The sequence below is a fragment of the Caballeronia hypogeia genome, assembly GCF_001544875.2.
Taxonomy (GTDB): domain Bacteria; phylum Pseudomonadota; class Gammaproteobacteria; order Burkholderiales; family Burkholderiaceae; genus Caballeronia; species Caballeronia hypogeia.
Window position 1 is genome coordinate 81,948 of the sequence record NZ_FCOA02000022.1, and the last position, 16,228, is coordinate 98,175.

At 64.7% G+C, this 16,228-nt stretch carries 15 protein-coding genes; 7 read left to right on the forward strand and 8 right to left on the reverse strand.

Annotation, left to right across the window (positions count from 1 at the left end; translation table 11 throughout):
- Nucleotides 1–3: 3 nt before the first annotated feature.
- The 7 genes from ccmC to AWB79_RS26535 are packed head-to-tail and all read left to right on the forward strand — an operon-like array spanning nucleotide 4 to nucleotide 5,258.
- Nucleotides 4–744: a heme ABC transporter permease CcmC gene (gene ccmC / locus AWB79_RS26510; protein ID WP_061170418.1), complete on the forward strand. Its 741-nt coding sequence runs from the start codon at nucleotides 4–6 to the stop codon at nucleotides 742–744.
- Nucleotides 741–881 (forward strand): hypothetical protein, encoded by a 141-nt coding sequence (locus tag AWB79_RS40165; protein ID WP_198399103.1) that lies wholly within the window; start codon nucleotides 741–743, stop codon nucleotides 879–881. Before ccmC ends, AWB79_RS40165 begins: the two co-directional genes overlap by 4 nt.
- Nucleotides 878–1,333, forward strand: coding sequence for a cytochrome c maturation protein CcmE (gene ccmE / locus AWB79_RS26515; RefSeq protein WP_061170419.1), 456 nt, complete (start codon nucleotides 878–880; stop codon nucleotides 1,331–1,333). Before AWB79_RS40165 ends, ccmE begins: the two co-directional genes overlap by 4 nt.
- Nucleotides 1,330–3,300 carry a heme lyase CcmF/NrfE family subunit gene (locus AWB79_RS26520; protein WP_061170420.1) on the forward strand — a complete coding sequence of 657 codons (1,971 nt, stop codon included), beginning with the start codon at nucleotides 1,330–1,332 and terminating at the stop codon, nucleotides 3,298–3,300. The genes ccmE and AWB79_RS26520 overlap by 4 nt, the downstream gene beginning before the upstream one ends.
- Nucleotides 3,297–3,836, forward strand: a complete 540-nt coding sequence (locus AWB79_RS26525; RefSeq protein WP_061170421.1) for a DsbE family thiol:disulfide interchange protein — start codon at nucleotides 3,297–3,299, stop codon at nucleotides 3,834–3,836. The genes AWB79_RS26520 and AWB79_RS26525 overlap by 4 nt, the downstream gene beginning before the upstream one ends.
- Nucleotides 3,829–4,212, forward strand: coding sequence for a cytochrome c-type biogenesis protein (locus AWB79_RS26530; protein ID WP_061170422.1), 384 nt, complete (start codon nucleotides 3,829–3,831; stop codon nucleotides 4,210–4,212). Before AWB79_RS26525 ends, AWB79_RS26530 begins: the two co-directional genes overlap by 8 nt.
- Complete coding sequence (locus AWB79_RS26535) at nucleotides 4,209–5,258, forward strand: tetratricopeptide repeat protein (protein WP_061170423.1); 1,050 nt, start codon at nucleotides 4,209–4,211, stop codon at nucleotides 5,256–5,258. The genes AWB79_RS26530 and AWB79_RS26535 overlap by 4 nt, the downstream gene beginning before the upstream one ends.
- 18 nt (nucleotides 5,259–5,276) lie before the next feature.
- Here the strand turns inward: AWB79_RS26535 and AWB79_RS26540 are convergent, their stop codons facing one another.
- The 8 genes from AWB79_RS26540 to AWB79_RS26575 all read right to left on the reverse strand — a co-directional run bounded on the left by AWB79_RS26540 (nucleotide 5,277) and on the right by AWB79_RS26575 (nucleotide 16,108).
- Nucleotides 5,277–5,498, reverse strand: coding sequence for a DUF3079 domain-containing protein (locus AWB79_RS26540; RefSeq protein ID WP_061170424.1), 222 nt, complete (start codon nucleotides 5,496–5,498; stop codon nucleotides 5,277–5,279).
- 134 nt (nucleotides 5,499–5,632) lie between these two features.
- A complete protein-coding gene (locus tag AWB79_RS26545; RefSeq protein WP_061170425.1) occupies nucleotides 5,633–6,808 on the reverse strand; it encodes an NAD(P)H-dependent flavin oxidoreductase in 1,176 nt (391 codons plus the stop codon).
- A gap of 91 nt (nucleotides 6,809–6,899) precedes the next feature.
- Entirely contained in the window at nucleotides 6,900–7,574 is a 675-nt protein-coding gene (locus AWB79_RS26550; RefSeq protein WP_061170426.1) for a response regulator, read from the reverse strand.
- Between the two features lie 44 nt (nucleotides 7,575–7,618).
- Nucleotides 7,619–9,466 carry a type IV pili methyl-accepting chemotaxis transducer N-terminal domain-containing protein gene (locus tag AWB79_RS26555; RefSeq protein WP_061170427.1) on the reverse strand — a complete coding sequence of 616 codons (1,848 nt, stop codon included), beginning with the start codon at nucleotides 9,464–9,466 and terminating at the stop codon, nucleotides 7,619–7,621.
- Nucleotides 9,467–9,481: 15 nt separating this feature from the next.
- On the reverse strand, nucleotides 9,482–10,165 hold the full coding sequence (gene narI / locus AWB79_RS26560; protein WP_061170428.1) for a respiratory nitrate reductase subunit gamma: 684 nt from the start codon (nucleotides 10,163–10,165) through the stop codon (nucleotides 9,482–9,484).
- Nucleotides 10,162–10,836 (reverse strand): nitrate reductase molybdenum cofactor assembly chaperone, encoded by a 675-nt coding sequence (narJ, locus tag AWB79_RS26565; protein WP_061170429.1) that lies wholly within the window; start codon nucleotides 10,834–10,836, stop codon nucleotides 10,162–10,164. Before narJ ends, narI begins: the two co-directional genes overlap by 4 nt.
- 14 nt (nucleotides 10,837–10,850) lie before the next feature.
- The gene (gene narH / locus AWB79_RS26570) at nucleotides 10,851–12,404 is read right to left on the reverse strand and encodes a nitrate reductase subunit beta (protein ID WP_061170430.1); all 1,554 of its coding nucleotides are present in this window, start codon (nucleotides 12,402–12,404) and stop codon (nucleotides 10,851–10,853) included.
- The gene (locus AWB79_RS26575) at nucleotides 12,401–16,108 is read right to left on the reverse strand and encodes a nitrate reductase subunit alpha (RefSeq protein ID WP_061170431.1); all 3,708 of its coding nucleotides are present in this window, start codon (nucleotides 16,106–16,108) and stop codon (nucleotides 12,401–12,403) included. The genes narH and AWB79_RS26575 overlap by 4 nt, the downstream gene beginning before the upstream one ends.
- Nucleotides 16,109–16,228 lie beyond the last annotated feature (120 nt).

A 16,228-nucleotide genomic window follows, 5' to 3' on the forward strand; every position in this document is an offset into this window, starting at 1 on the left:
CCGATGAACTGGTTTCGCTTTGCGTCCCCCCGTCGCTTCGAGCGCTTCGCCGCGCGCGCGACGCCGTGGTTCGCGGCGGCGTCGGTCGTGCTGATCGCGGGCGGCCTCGTGATCGGCCTCGCCATCGCTCCCGCCGATGCGCTGCAACGCGACGTCTACCGCATCATGTTCGTGCACGTTCCGGCCGCGTGGATGTCCATGTTCATCTATCTCGTCATGGCCGCTTACGCCGCGCTGCATCTCGCGATGAACGCGCGCCTCTCAGCGATGATGGCGCGCGCCCTCGCCCCGACCGGCGCACTGTTCACCGCGATCGCCCTCATCTCCGGCGCGCTGTGGGGCAAGCCGACATGGGGCGCATGGTGGGTCTGGGACGCGCGGCTCACGTCAGAGCTGCTGCTGTTCTTTCTCTATGTCGGCTTTCTCGCGCTGCACGCCGCGCTCGACGGCACGCGCCGCGCCGACCGCGCATGCTCGGTGCTCGCGCTGATCGGCGTGGTCAACATTCCGATCATCTATTTCTCGGTGCAGTGGTGGTACACGCTGCACCAGGGACCATCGCTCGGTTTCGGCAGCGGCGTGTCGATGACGCAATCGATGGCGTGCGGCATCGTCGTCATGACGGCGGGCTTCTGGGCGTACGCGATCGCCATCACGCTGGCGCGCGTGCGCGTCATCATGCGGGCGAGTGCGCGCGTGGCATCGGGCGAACGTCCGTCTCGCATCGAGGAGCGCGCGGCATGAACACGCTTTCCTCGATCTGCTCGATGCTCGCCGCCAATCCGGTTCTCTCGGCGGCGCTTCTCGTCACCTTTCTGCTGATGGGCGTGGAAGCATGGCTCGTGCACCGCGCGCTGCGCGAGCCGGAGGCCGGCCGATGAAAGCGCGGCATCGGCGCTTCGCCTTCATCGCGCTCGGCGTCGCGAGTGCGGCTCTGGCGTGCGCGTTCGTGCTCAACGCGTTTCGCGCCAACGTGATGTTCTTCGTCAGCCCGAGCCAGATTGCGTCGCAGGAACAAACACGCGCCCACCGGTTCAGGCTCGGCGGACTGGTCGAGCGCGGCTCGCTCGTGCGCGATGTCGATGGCCGCACCGTGCGTTTCGTCGTCACCGACGACCGCGCGTCGGTTTCGGTCGTGTATTCGGGCGCGCTGCCGGACCTGTTCCGCGAAGGCAGCGGCGTCGTCGCGCAGGGCACGCTCGGCGCGGACGGACGCTTTCACGCCGACGAAGTGCTCGCCAAACACGACGAGAAATACACGCCGCCGCAACTCGAACGCGCGTTGCGCGAAGTGCGCGCGTCGGCGGATGCGAACACCGGAGCGCGCCGATGATTCCCGAGATCGGCCACTTCGCGCTGATTCTCGCGATGCTGCTCGCGCTCGTCGCGGGCGTCGTGCCGATGCTCGGCGCGCGTTTCACTATTGACCAATGGATGCGCGTCGCCGCGCCTGCCGCGTACGGGCAATTCGGTTTCGTCGCGATCGCGTTCGGCTGTCTCGCGGCGTCATTCCTCGGCAACGACTTCTCGGTGATCTACGTCGTCGAAAATTCCAATTCCGCGCTGCCGGCGATCTATCGCTTCACCGCCGTGTGGGGCGGCCACGAAGGCTCGCTGCTGCTCTGGGCGCTGCTGCTCACGCTGTGGATGATCGCCGTCGCCGCGTTCGGCCGGCGCCTGCCGCGCCCTTTCGCCGCGCGCGTGCTGGGCGTGATGAGCTGGATCGACGCGGGCTTTCTGCTGTTCATGCTGCTGACGTCGAATCCGTTCACGCGTCTCATGCCAGCCGCACTGAACGGCCGCGATCTCAATCCCCTGCTGCAGGACCCCGGCATGGTGATCCATCCGCCGCTGCTGTACATGGGTTATGTGGGCTTTTCGGTGGCGTTCGCATTCGCCATCGCCGCGCTCCTCGATGGCAGGCTCGATGCCGCCTGGGCGCGCGCATCGCGTGCGTGGACGCTCGCCGCGTGGATGTTCCTCACGCTCGGCATCATGCTCGGCAGCGCCTGGGCGTACTACGAACTCGGCTGGGGCGGCTGGTGGTTCTGGGACCCGGTGGAGAACGCGTCGTTCATGCCTTGGCTCGTCGGCACCGCGCTGATCCACTCGCTCGCCGCGACGGCCAAACGCGGCGCGTTCCGCGCGTGGAGCGCGCTGCTCGCGATCTGCGCGTTTTCGCTCTCCCTGCTCGGCACGTTCCTCGTGCGCTCGGGCGTCGTGACATCGGTGCACGGCTTCGCGTCGGACCCGGCGCGCGGCGTGTTCATCCTCGCGCTGCTCGCGTTGTTCTCCGGCGGCGGACTCGCGCTGTTCGCGTGGCGCGCGCCGCGCGCGGCTTCGTCGGCGGTGGGTTTCGAGACGGTGTCGCGCGAGTCGCTGTTGCTGTCGAACAATCTGCTGATGCTGGTCGCGGCCGCTTCGGTGATGCTCGGCACGCTCTATCCGATGATTCTCGATGCACTCGCCCTGGACAAGATCTCCGTCGGCGCGCCGTATTTCGACAGCGTGTTCGTCCCGCTGATGACGCCCGCCGTATTTCTCATGGGCATCGGTCCGCTCGCACGCTGGAGAGCGGCGCGCCTGCCTGAACTGGCCGTGCGGCTGCGCTGGGCCGCGCTCGTGAGCGTCGCGACGGCGTTCGCGCCGGGCGTCTCCCGGCCGCTCGTGAGCCTCGGGCTGGCGCTCGCCGCGTGGACCTTCGCGACCATCGCGACGAGCGTGATCGAGCGCGTCGTCAAGGGACGGCAGCGCGTGCGGCTCGCGACCGTCGGCATGTGGCTCGCGCATGCGGGCGTGGGCGTGTTCATCGTCGGCGTGACGATGGTGAAGGGCTTTCCCGTCGAGCGCGATGCGCGGCTCGTTCCAGGCGCGAGCGTAGACGCGGGCGGCTATCGCTTCCGGCTCGACGGCGTGCGCGCCATCGACGGCCCGAATTATCGGGCGACGCGCGCCACCATCGACGTGACCCGCGAAGGGCGCAGCATCGCGACGCTGCATCCGGAAAAGCGCACCTTCCTCGTATCGAACACGCCGACGACCGAGGCGGCCATCGATCACGGCGTGCTGCGCGATCTCTACGTCGCGCTGGATCAGCCGGCGGGCGGCGACGCGTGGACCGTGCGCATCCAGATCAAGCCGTTCGTGCGCTGGATCTGGGGCGGCTGCATTCTGATGGCGCTGGGCGGTCTGCTCGCCGCCGCCGACCGGCGTCACGCGAAGCTCCGCGCAACGCAGCCGCGCGCCGCCGTGACCGCCATCGACGAAACGCCGCGCGCATTGGGCGAGACCGGACGATGAAGCGCTTCCTGATCCCGCTCGTCGTGTTGGCGCTGCTGGTCGGCGTGCTCGCGGCCGGGTTGCGGCACGATCCGCGCCGGCTGCCTTCGGCGCTCGTCGGCAAGCCCGCGCCCGCGTTCGATCTGCCGCGTCTCGACGCGTCGAACCAGACGATGTCCTCCGGCGCGCTGCGCGGGCAAGTGTGGATTCTGAACGTGTGGGCGTCGTGGTGCGAAGCGTGCCGCGACGAACACGCGGTGCTGATGGACTTCGCGGCGAGCGGCGCGGCGCCCGTCTATGGCATGAACTACAAGGACGACCGCGAGCCCGCGCTGCAATGGCTTGCGACGGCGGGCAATCCGTACGTGACCTCACTGGTCGATCGCGACGGGCGCACCGGCATCGACTATGGCGTGTATGGCGTGCCGGAAACGTTCGTCATCGACCGGTCGGGCGTGGTGCGGTATCGGCAGGCGGGGCCGCTTACGCGCGCGTCGCTGGATGGCGTGATTCTGCCGCTCGTCGGCAAGCTGCAAAAGGAGAACGCGCGTGATTAGGCGCTGTGCGCTGATCTTTCTCGTGCTGCTTGCGCACGCTCACGCGCAGGACTCGCCGAACGACGCCCGCGCGCGGCAGCTCGCCGAGCATTTCCGCTGCGTCGTCTGCCAGAACCAGAGTCTCGCCGATTCCAACGCGAGTCTCGCCGCCGACCTGCGCGCGCGGATTCGCGAGCAGGTCGAGCAAGGTGCGAGCGATGAGCAGATTCAGGCGTACATGGTGCGTCGATACGGCGATTTCGTGCTGTATCGACCGCCGGTGAAACCGGTGACGTGGGCGCTCTGGTTCGGGCCGTTGGCGGTGCTGCTGGCGGGCGCGTTGGCGATGGCGCGGCATATCCGGCGCGCGCGATCGACGAGGAGGATGAGCCCATGATCACGTTCTGGCTGCTCGCCGCCGCGATGATGCTCGCCGCGATCGCCTGCGTCGTGCCGCCGCTTTTGCGCGCGGCTTCGCCTGAACGCCCACGGAACTTCGTCGCGCCGCATGCCGCGCTGGCGGGTTTGCTGATCGCGCTCGTGCCGGGTGCGGCGCTCACGCTCTACATGCGAATTGGCGACCCCGCCGCGCTCGCGATCCAGACGGCGTCATTTGCTCCGACCGCCGAACACGCCGATGCGCCCGCCTCGATGGACGCCGCCATCAGCCGTCTGGCCGCGCGCCTGCGCGAGAACCCGAACGACGCGCAAGGCTGGGCCATGCTCGCGCGCTCGTACATGGCGCTCGACCGCCCGCTCGACGCGGCCGAGGCTTACCGGCGCGCCGTCGCGCTGACCCCGCGCAACGCGGAGCTGCTCGCGGATTACGCCGATGCATCGGCGAGCGCGAACGGCGGCGATCTCGACGATTCGATCTCGAAGATCATCGACTCCGCGCTCGCGCTCGACGCTGAGCAGCCGAAGGCGCTGGCGCTCGCGGCATCGGCGGCATTCGACCGGCGCGATTACCCGCGTGCGATTCAGTTCTGGGAGCGCTTGAGCCGCGTGCCCGATCTCGAGCCGGAGATCGCGCAGCAGGCACGGAAGAATATCGATGAAACGCGCGTGCTTGCCGCGAAGGGAAGTCTTGCGCAGTCGGCTGCGGTGGAAGTGCGCGTGGATTTGAGTCCGGAGCTGGCCAAGCGCGTTCGCGCGGCCGATACGGTGTTCGTCTACGCACTCCCCGACGATGGCTCACGCATGCCGCTCGCCGTGCAGCGCCTGCGCGCTGATCAACTCCCCGCGACCGTGCGCCTCGACGATTCCATGTCGATGACGCCAGGCCGCCGTCTCTCCGATTTTTCGCGCATCAGCATCGATGCGCGCGTGTCGATGTCAGGTCAGGCGAGGCCGGCCGCCGGCGATCTGACCGGATCCAGCGGACTCGTGCCTGCACGCGGCGCGGGCGTGGTCGGCGTGACGATCGCCGAGGTGGTTCGCTGACAGTTTCGGATGCACGGTTCACTTCGCCCGTGGAGCACCGGGCTGGATCGACTTCGCGTTGCCATCGACTTCAATGCCCCAGTCGCCCTGCTCGTACCAGTCCTCGCCGAGCAATTCCGCCGGATGCTGCGTGCGGCTCGATCCATTGCCGCAACGCATTGAATCCGTTGCGCAATAGTGATCGCAGCCCCAGCAGTTGCGTTCCGGATGCTTCGGGTTCAGCGGAAAGCGTTTCGACATGATCCTGATCTCCTTCGATTACGGCGTGCGAGCCATCGACATCAAGATTAGGACAGCGGCGGCGTTTCGCGAATAGGAACGCGACGATCTGGCGCAGCGCGCGGCGAAACACCGCGTTTCGTTCCGCGCGTGTTTCAGCACGCGGCGGACGCGCTCTTCGTCGCGCCCGTCAGCAGCAATTCGATCAGATCGCGCACGCTGCGGATCGCCGCGCCGAACGGCAGCTTCTCGCGTCCACGGAAAAACAGACCGTTGCCGACATCGCCACGCAACGCCGCAGCGAGGCGCGTGTCGATGCAGAAGTGGCCAAACTTCTCGATGCCATCACGCAAGCCGCACGCGCTCAGGCATTCGAGCGCCGACGGGCAAGTCTGCTTGCGCGCGCCGATCTTCGTGCGGATGCGTTCCTCATTGCGTAGATAGCGCATGAGCCACGGCGTCTTGACGGCGCGCGCGGGCAAACCGGTCACGCTGACGAACTCGACGATATCTTCCGGTTCCGCTTCGACCAGCACGCGCTTGAACTCGGGATGCGCGTCGCCTTCCTCGGTGACGGCGAAGGGTGTGCCGATCTGCACGCCGTTCGCGCCGGCCGACAGCCACTTGCGCACCGCTTCGTGACTGTTGATGCCGCCCGCGACGATCACCGGCACGTCCTCACGTTTCAGGCCGAGCGCGGCGAACGATTCATCGAGTTCCTGTAACACGCGCTCGAAACCGAAGCGCTGGTCGTGCATATCCGCGACGTTCGCCACGCCGAGATGACCGCCCGCATGCGCGGGATGCTCGATCACGATGGCGTCCGGCAAGCGCCCCTTCTTCATCCACTTCTTGAGCACGAGCGTGACGCCGCGGCTGTCGGAGAGAATCGGGATCAGCGCGATGTCGCGGCCCTGCGTCAGATCGGGCAGATCGAGCGGCAAGCCCGCGCCCATCACGATGGCGTCCGCGCCTTCCTCGCACGCGACGCGCACGTAGTCTGCGTGCGCGCTCACGGCCTTCATCACGTTGACGGCGATCATGCCGCGCCCTTGCGACAGTTCGCGCGCCGACTTGATTTCGCGCGCGAGCGCAATCAGGTTCGCGCGTTCGAGCGTCTCGCGCGAGTGGTCCTCGCGGCACATCGCGAGCAGGTCCTCATGATGATGTCGCAAGTCGATGCTGGCGATGGTGCCGACCGCCCCTTCGCGCGCGACGCTACCCGCCAGCCGATGCGCCGAAATGCCGACGCCCATGCCGCCTTGCACGATCGGCAGCACGCTGCGGCCGCGAATCGTGAGCGGCGCGAACGAATGAGCCTGAGAGGTCATGTGCGATCCAGGAAGAGACTGATATGAATTCATGATGTGCTGCTTGATGTGATGCGCTTGAGCGCAACTGGATGATCTGTTGCCGGTGCGTTCACGCGATTGCGGGCGCGCCATTGCGCTTCGCCTCGTGACCGACCGCGTAAATCGCGACTTGCACCCGGCTCGTGAGATTGAGCTTGCGCAGGATGTTGCGCACATGAATCTTCACGGTGCTCTCCGCGAGCAACAACGTACGCGCGATTTCCTTGTTGCTCGCGCCCCGCGCCAGTTCGCGCATGATGTCGCGCTCGCGCGTGGTGAGCGGGTCGGCCGAATCCGCCGGAGCTGGCGCGGCAACGGCCTTCGGCGTGCGCATGCTCTCGAACAGTTTCGCAGTCATGTCGTCCGCGATGACGGGCTGGCCGGTCGCCGCCTTGCGGATTGCGCTTGCGAGCGTGTCGGCTTCGATCGTCTTCAGCAGATAGCCCGCCGCGCCCTCACGCAGCGCGACCGTGAGTTCGTCGAGATCCTCGGACACGGTCAGCACGACGACCGCCGTTTGCGGCACGTCCTCAGCGAGCAGCTTCAGCGTTTCGAGTCCGGACAAGCCCGGCATGTTGAGGTCTAGCAGAATCACGTCCGGCCGATATTGCTTCGCGCGCTTCAGGCCTTCGATTCCATCGGCTGCTTCGCCGACGACTTCGAAATCGGACTGCCGTTGCAGGAGCGCGTGAACGCCGGAGCGAAACAGCGCGTGGTCGTCGATCAACAGAATGCGGATGGTCATGACTGAACTCGGAGCGGCTTGGAAACGAGCGCTTCAGGGAAGGTTCACGCCGCCTGACGCACCCGTGCCGGCAAGACGAGTTCGACACGGGCGCCGCGTCCCGGCGCTCCGGTCAGACAAAGCGTGGCGCCGAGTCTTTGCGCGCGCTCGCGCATGATATGAAAGCCGACGTGCGTTTCGCCAAGCTCGGCCATCTCCCTTTGATCGTAGCCCTGCCCATCATCCTCGACAAGGAGGGTGAAGTCGCGTTCATTGACGATCGTCACGAATACGCGTTGCGCCTCCGCGTGTTTGCGAATATTCGAAAGTGCTTCCTGAAGAATGAACAGCACCTGCAGTTGCTGATCCGGCGGTAAGGAGAGGCCGCCTTCATCGCGATAGTCGAGTTCGGGCGCGATGCCGGTTTGCGCGCCGAAACGTCCGATCGCCTCATCCACCGCGCGCCGCAACTCGCCGGTGCCCAGCTTCGTGCGGAAATTCACCAGCAGTTCGCGCACATCGTCGTAGCTTTCCGCAACGCCACCCGCCAGCAGCGGAACGATCTCGCGAATCTCGTCCATGCGCGCTTCGCGCGTCGCCGCGTCAAGCAGATGCACCTGCATTTTCAGAAAATTCAGACTCTGCGCAATACTGTCGTGCAAGCCCTGCGCGACCAGATTGCGCTCTTCCGACACCGCCAGTTGCCTCGCGAGCGCCGCCAGCCGCCTGCTCTTCAACGCTGTGCCGAAGTGTGCGCCCAGCGTGCCGAGCAACTGCGCCTCGGACGGCGGCATGGTTCGCTCGCCGCTGAAGTGCAGCGAGAAAGCGCCCAGCCTTTCTCCCTGCGAGACGATATCGAACGTCGCCACGCTCGCGAAGCCCGCGTGCTGGCAGGGCCGTGCATCGCATGCGCAGCCGTCGGCGACGAAGCAGCGTTCGTCCTGAAGCAGCGCGGCCGGCAAGCCTTCCGACCCGATCAAACGCACCTGACCGTCTTCGGTGACGAGGCGAACCGCCGCACCGTCCGCGTCGAACTGACGCGTGAGGCGCACGAGAAAGCCGCGGCACAGCACGTCGACGTCGTTCGGCTGATTCAGGAACGCGGCCATTTCATACAGTGTCGTGAGCTCGCGATTCTGGGCGGCGAGCTCGGCCATTTTGGTTTCAACGCGGCCTTCGAGATCCTCGTAGAGCGTCTGCAATTCGACGGCCATGCGATTGAAACCGGCAGCAAGACGTCCGAATTCGTCATTCGTCACGACGGGCAGGCGCGCATGAAAATCTCGCCTCTTGATGCGCGCGAGCCCTTCCTGCAAGCGCTGCACCGGCACCACGATCCAGAGATGCAGGAGATATACGATCGCCAGCGTGCCGATGCATGCCATTGCCGCGAGCGCCATCTGCGAGATGCGCAGCCACGCGGTCTTGCGCGCGTTTTCCTGTTCGATCCGCACGACGAGCTGGTCCGCTCCGCCGATGAAATCGGGCAATTCGCGCAGATAGCGCGAGGCCGCATCCGGGTCGCCGGTCATGCCCGCGCGCGCGGCCGGCTCGAGCTGCGCGTGCCACGCGCGCGCGACCTGATCGAACTGGCTGCGGACGTCGGCGTCATTGGGCAAGAAGAGCGGTCGCGCGGGGTCGCCCTGGTGCAACCGGGTGATCGTCCCATTCATCTGATCCATTTCCGCCTGCAACCGCGACGGCGGAAACTGTCCGCGCCCGATCAGCGCGAGCGCCACCGCATTCGCACGCATGCGCAGGCTGCCGGCATCGTTGATGGCCGCGCCCGCGCCTTGCAGTTGCCACGAGAGCCAGAGCGTGCCGCCGATCATCGCGAGCACGAGCACCAGCGACACCATCGACAAAGTGACGATGCGGGTGGTGAGGCGCGCGCGATACGACGGAAAGGACATGACTTTGATTTTTTCTCAGCGGCTGCGGACCAGTTGCCATGCCCGCGTGAGATAGCCGAGCGAAGCGAAACCGCTCCAGACATGCACGAGACGCGTGAACGGGAAAATCACGAACAGACTCATTCCCATGAACAAATGTACACGGAAGAGCAGCGGCGCATCTGCGACATAACTCGCCGCGTCGGCCCTGAACGTCACAACGTGTTGAGCCCAGGTCATGAGTCGCACCATCATCGAGCCGTCCATGTGGCCAGCCGATACGCCGATTGTCGAAAGACCCAGAAGCAGCGTGACGAGAATCCAGAGCAGCAGCACGCGGTCGCCCACTTTCGTGACGGCCGACAAACGTGCGCTGGTCATTCGACGATGAAGCAGGATCAACAGACCCGCCAGACACATCGTGCCCATTGCGCCACCCGCGACCATCGCGACCGTCTGTTTGACGCTGTGCTCGATGCCGAGCGCATCCCAGACGGCCACCGGCGTCAGCAAGCCGACGAGGTGACCGAAGAACAGGCCTAGAATACCGATGTGAAAGAGGATATTGCCGAGCCTGAGATTGCCGCGATGCACGAACTGCGTGCTATCCGCCTTCCACGTGTACTGTTCGCGTTCGAAACGCACGAGGCTGCCGAACAGGAAGATGCTCGCGGCGATATACGGATAGATGCCGAACATGAAGGCATTGAACATGTTCATCGTGCTTCCTTTGCAATGGGTGCGACCGCGCCGGCTGCCGAAGCGCGCGGATGAAAACGGATGGTCTGCGTGTCCTGCCGCATGTGTGGTGCGAGCAGCGGCTCGACGCCGTCCGGACCGGGACCGAACGTTTCGAGCATCTCGTCCATGTCGCGCACGGGCGGCTGCGTGAGCGGGCGCGGCTCGACCGCGCTCAGGTCACGCAGGACCGCGAACACCGCAGCATACGGATTTTGATCGCGTGTGAGACGCTGGCCGATCGCATCGAGTACGTGAATCGCTTCATCGAGCAGCGACTGTGCGCGTTCCGGATCGATCGCACCGAGCACTTCCAGGAAGAGCGGCACGTAGTCCGGCAGCTCGTTCGCCGCGACATCGAGGCCGAGGCCGCGATATTCTTCGAGCAGATCGACCATCGCCTGACCGCGATCGCGGCTTTCGCCGTGCACGTGTTCGAACAGATGCAGCGAATGCGACGGATTGCGATCGAACGTGGCCACATACGCTTGCTGCGACTCGATCAGCGGACGCTTCAGCGACGCGATGAGCGGCGCGAGACGCGCGTCGGCCTGCGGCCAGTCGTGCAGCGTGTCTTCGATTTCCGACAATGCGTCGAGCAACGCCGGTTCGGGATAGTCGAGCAACGCGGAGAGAATGGAATAGAGCGACATGCTGTGATCCTCCGTCAACCTTCTGCCAAAGGCTTCTTGCGCGACTTCGGCAACGCCGCGTAACTCACTTCGCCGTGCGTTTTCGATCCGAAGAGCGAACCATCCGACGCTCCCGGCGAGCCGCAATTGCCGAACGAAAAGCCGCAACTGCCCTTCTCGTCAAAGCTGTCCTGCGCCATCTCCTTGTGCGACGAAGGCACGACGAAGCGGTCCTCGTAATTGGCGATCGCCATGAGCTGATACATTTCCTCGACCTGCTTCGCGGTGAGGCCGACTTCCTTCAGCACCGCGTCATCGCTCACGCCATTCACGTTCTCCGCACGCTTGAACGCGCGCATCGCGAGCATGCGATTGAGCGCGGCTTCGACCGGCGCTTCGTCGCCTGCGGTGAGCAGGTTCGCCAGATAGCGCATGGGAATGCGCAGGCTCTTTACATCGGGAATCACGCCGTTCATGCCCATGTGACCGGCATCCGCCGCCGACTGGATCGGCGAGAGCGGCGGCACGTACCAGACCATCGGCAGCGTGCGGTACTCGGGGTGCAACGGGAACGCGACCTTCCACTCGCACGCCATGCGATAAACGGGCGAGCGCTTCGCCGCGTCGAGCCAGCTCTGCGCGATGCCCTGCCGCAACGCTTCGGCCTGAATGGCCGGATCGTTCGGGTCGAGGAACACGTCGAGCTGCGCCTGATACAGATCCGTCGTCGCTTCGACCGATGCGGCTTCCGAAATGCGATCGGCGTCGTACAGCATCACGCCGAGGTAACGGATACGGCCCACGCAGGTTTCCGAGCACACGGTAGGCTCGCCCGCTTCGATACGCGGGTAGCAGAACACGCACTTCTCCGCCTTGCCCGACTTCCAGTTGAAGTACATCTTCTTGTACGGGCAACCGGACACGCACATGCGCCAGCCACGGCACTTGTCCTGATCGACGAGCACGATGCCGTCGTCCTCGCGCTTGTACACCGACCCCGACGGGCACGACGCCACGCACGCCGGATTCAGACAGTGCTCGCACAGACGCGGCAGATACATCATGAAGGTGTTCTCGAAGGTCGAGTACATTTCCTTCTGCACGTTCTCGAAGAGCGCGTCGCGGCCGCGCGAGTCGAACTCACCGCCGAGGTCGTCTTCCCAGTTCGGCCCCCAATGGATCTTGTCCATCTTCTTGCCCGTGATCGCCGACACGGGCCGCGCGGTAGGCGGCGTTGCGGAAAGCGGCGCGTTCTGCAGGCGCTCGTAGTCGTACGTGAACGGCTCGTAATAGTCGTCGATGGCCGGGAGGTTCGGGTTCGCAAACAGATTCGCGAGCACCTTCAGCTTCGGGCCCTGACGCGGCTCGAGACGGCCATCGCTCTTGCGAACCCAGCCGCCGTTCCACTTGTCCTGGTTCTCCCACTGTTTCGGATAGCCGATGCCCGGCTTCGTCTCGACGTTGTTGAACCACGCGTACTCGACACCATCACGCGAAGTCCACACATTCTTGCAAGTGACCGAGCAGGTATGGCAACCGATGCACTTGTCCAGATTCAAAACCATCGCCACCTGGGCGCGGATCTTCATGATGCTGCTCCTTCCTTGAGCGGGCCTTCGAGCCAGTCGATCTTCTTCATCTTGCGCACGATCACATACTCGTCGCGGTTGCTGCCCACGGTGCCGTAGTAGTTGAAACCGTAGGACTGCTGCGCGTATCCGCCGATCATGTGCGTGGGCTTGAGCACGGTGCGCGTGACCGAGTTATGGATGCCGCCGCGCATGCCGCTCGTCTCCGCGCCCGGCACGTTGACGATCTTTTCCTGCGCGTGATACATGAGACACATGCCACGCGGCACGCGCTGACTCACGACCACGCGCGCGGTCAACGTGCCGTTCACGTTGAATACTTCGACCCAGTCGTTGTCCTTCAGACCCGCTTCCTTCGCTTCCGCTTCCGAAACCCACACGTGCGGGCCGCCGCGCGACAACGTGAGCATGCGCAGGTTGTCCGAGTACGTGGAGTGGATGCCCCATTTCTGATGCGGCGTGATCCAGTTCAGCACCAGCTCGTGTTCGCCGTTCGGCTTCGCGCCGAGCATCGGCGAAATGGTCTTCGTGTCGATCGCCGGCTTGTAGACGCACGAACCCTCGCCGAAATCCAGCATCCAGCGATGATCCTGATAGAACTGCTGCCGACCCGTGAGCGTACGCCAGGGAATCAGCTCGTGAACGTTGGTGTAGCCCGCGTTGTAGCTGACTTCCTCCGATTCGAGTCCCGACCATGTCGGCGCGGAAATGATCTTGCGCGGCTGCGCCTGCACGTCGCGGAAGCGGATCTTGTCGTGCTCACGGCCGATGGCGAGATGCGAGTGGTTGCGTCCCGTGATCTTCGACAATGCGTCCCACGCCTTGACCGCGACATGCCCGTTCGTTTCGGGCGCGAACGTGAGGATCATTTCGGCGGCGTCGATTGCCGTTTCGAGACGCGGACGTCCCTTGTTTTCGCCCGACAGCGTGGCGAGTTCCCGCACTTCGTGCGCCGTATTCCAGTTGATGCCCTTGCCGCCGTTGCCGAGTTTCTCCAGCAAAGGCCCGACGGAGGTGAACTTGTCGTAGATCGCGTTGTAGTCGCGTTCGACGAGCGTCATGGAAGGCGCCGTCTTGCCCGGAATCAGATCGCATTCGCCGTGACGCCAGTCCTTCGGCTCGAACGCCTGCCCCAGTTCGCCCGGCGTGTCGTGCATGAGCGGCGTGGTCACCAGATCGGTGCGCGTGCCGAGATGCTTGCCGCCGATCTCCGCGAACTTCTTCGCGATCGCCTTGTAGATTTCCCAGTCGCTCTTGCTTTCCCACAACGGCTGCACCGCTTCCGACAACGGATGGATGAACGGATGCATGTCCGACGTGTTGAGGTCGTTCTTCTCGTAGAAGGTCGCGCTCGGCAACACGATATCGCCATACAGGCAGGTTGTGCTCATGCGGAAGTCGAGCACGGTCAGCAGATCGAGCTTGCCTTCGGCGGCTTCGCGCAGGTTCACTTCGGCGGGCTTGATCGCGTCGGCCTCGTCGCCGAAGAGTGCGTTCTGCGTACCGAGCAAATACTTCAGGAAGTACTCATGCCCCTTGCCCGAACTGCCCAGAATGTTCGAGCGCCACACGAACATGTTGCGCGGGAAGTTGGCGGGATTGTCCGGGTCGTCGCACGCGAAATTCAGCTCACCCGACTTCAGTTGCTCCACCGTGTACTCGATCGGATCGCGGCCCGCGCGCTTCGCGGCATCGACGATATCGAGCGGATTCGCGCCGAGCTGCGGCGCCGACGGCAGCCAGCCCATGCGCTCGGACTTCGCGTTCAGATCGAGCATCGAAAGATTTTCGTAGCGCGACTTGTCGGCGCCCGGACCGAGGATTTCATCGACCGCGACTTTTTCGTGACGCCACTGGCTGGTGTGGTTATAGAAGAACGACGTGCCGTTCATCTGGCGCGGCGGCCGCGACCAGTCGAGCGCGAACGCCAGTGGCGCCCAGCCGAACTGCGGACGCAGCTTTTCCTGGCCGACGTAATGCGCCCAGCCACCGCCGCTCTTGCCCACGCAGCCGCACATCATCAACAAGTTGATGATGCCGCGATAGATCATGTCGTTGTGGTACCAGTGATTCAGCGCCGCGCCGACGATCACCATGCTTTTGCCTTGCGTGCGGTCCGCGTTGTCCGCGAACTCGCGCGCCACCTGAATCACCAGATGACGCGACACGGTGGTGTGCTTCTCTTGCCATGCAGGCGTGTACGGCACGTCGTCGTCATACGAAGACGCGACGTTCGGGCCGCCGAGACCCTGATCCACGCCGTAATTCGCCATCTGCAGGTCGTACACGGTCGCGACGAGCGCGCTCGCGCCGTCCGCCAGCGTGATGCGGCGCACCGGCACGCGGCGCGCAAGCAGCGCGTCGTGCTCACCACCGAAGTACGGGAAGCTGACTTCGACCACCTCATCCTGCCTGCCGACGAGCGACAGACGGGGGTCGATGTCGCGACCCGACCCGCCGTCCTTCTGTTCGAGATTCCAGCGGCCGACTTTCGCGCCGCCGTCATGATTCGCCTCGCCCCAGCGGAATCCGATGCTGCCATTGGGCGCGACGATCTCGCCGCTTTTCTCGTCGATGACGAGGGTCTTCCACTGCGGATTGTTCGCTTCGTCGAGATCGTTCTTCAGTTGCGACGCGCGCAGGAAGTGATCGGGCACGAGCGTGCCTTCGTGTTCGCGCAGCACGACGAGCATCGGCATGTCGGTATAGCGCTTCACGTAGTCGCGGAAATAGGCGGACTTGCCGCTCGCATGGAACTCCTTCAGCACGACATGGCCCATGGCCATGGCGAGCGCGGCGTCGGTGCCCTGCTTCGGCGCGAGCCAGATGTCGCCGAACTTCACCATTTCGCCGTAATCCGACGACACCGCGACGGTCTTCGTGCCCTTGTAGCGCACTTCAGTGTAGAAATGCGCGTCCGGCGTGCGCGTCTGCGGCACGTTCGAACCCCAGACCATCAGGTAGGTGGAGTTGTACCAGTCCGCCGATTCGGGCACGTCGGTCTGCTCGCCCCAGACTTGCGGCGAGGCCGGTGGAAGGTCGCAATACCAGTCGTAGAACGACAGGCACGCGCCACCGATCAGGCTCAGATAACGAGCGCCGGCCGCGTAGGAAACCATGGACATGGCCGGAATGGGCGAAAAGCCGATCACGCGGTCCGGGCCGTACTTCCCGATGGTGTAGGCATTCGCCGCCGCGATGATCTCGCTCGCCGTGTCCCAGTCCGCGCGCACGAAACCGCCCAGGCCACGCACGCTCTTATAGCGCTTGGCCTTCACCGGGTCTTCGCAGATCGAGGCCCACGCCGCGACAGGGTCGAGCGACTTGCGCGCCTCACGCCACATTTCGATGAGCCGCCCGCGAATCATGGGGTGCTTCACGCGCTGCGCAGAGTACACGTACCAGCTATACGACGCGCCACGCGGGCATCCGCGCGGCTCGTGATTAGGCAGGTCGGGGCGCGTGCGCGGATAGTCCGTCTGCTGCGTTTCCCAAGTGATCAGGCCATTCTTGACATACACCTTCCACGAGCACGAACCCGTGCAATTGACGCCATGCGTGGAGCGCACGATCTTGTCGTGCTGCCACCGGCTGCGATAGCCGTTTTCCCATTTTCGGTCTTCATTCACCACCGCGCCATGTCCATCCGAGAATGTGGACTTGATGCGCGACATGAACTTCAACCGGTCCAGAAAGTGACTCATCTGTTTCTCCGGGCTTTGCGGCCGCGAGCGGCCATCTATTCGTTGATTCGAGTGTAAGGACGCGCCGCGTACGCGCCCATTCCCCAAAGGGGCAGCCGATACGCGCCATGCGGACTAATG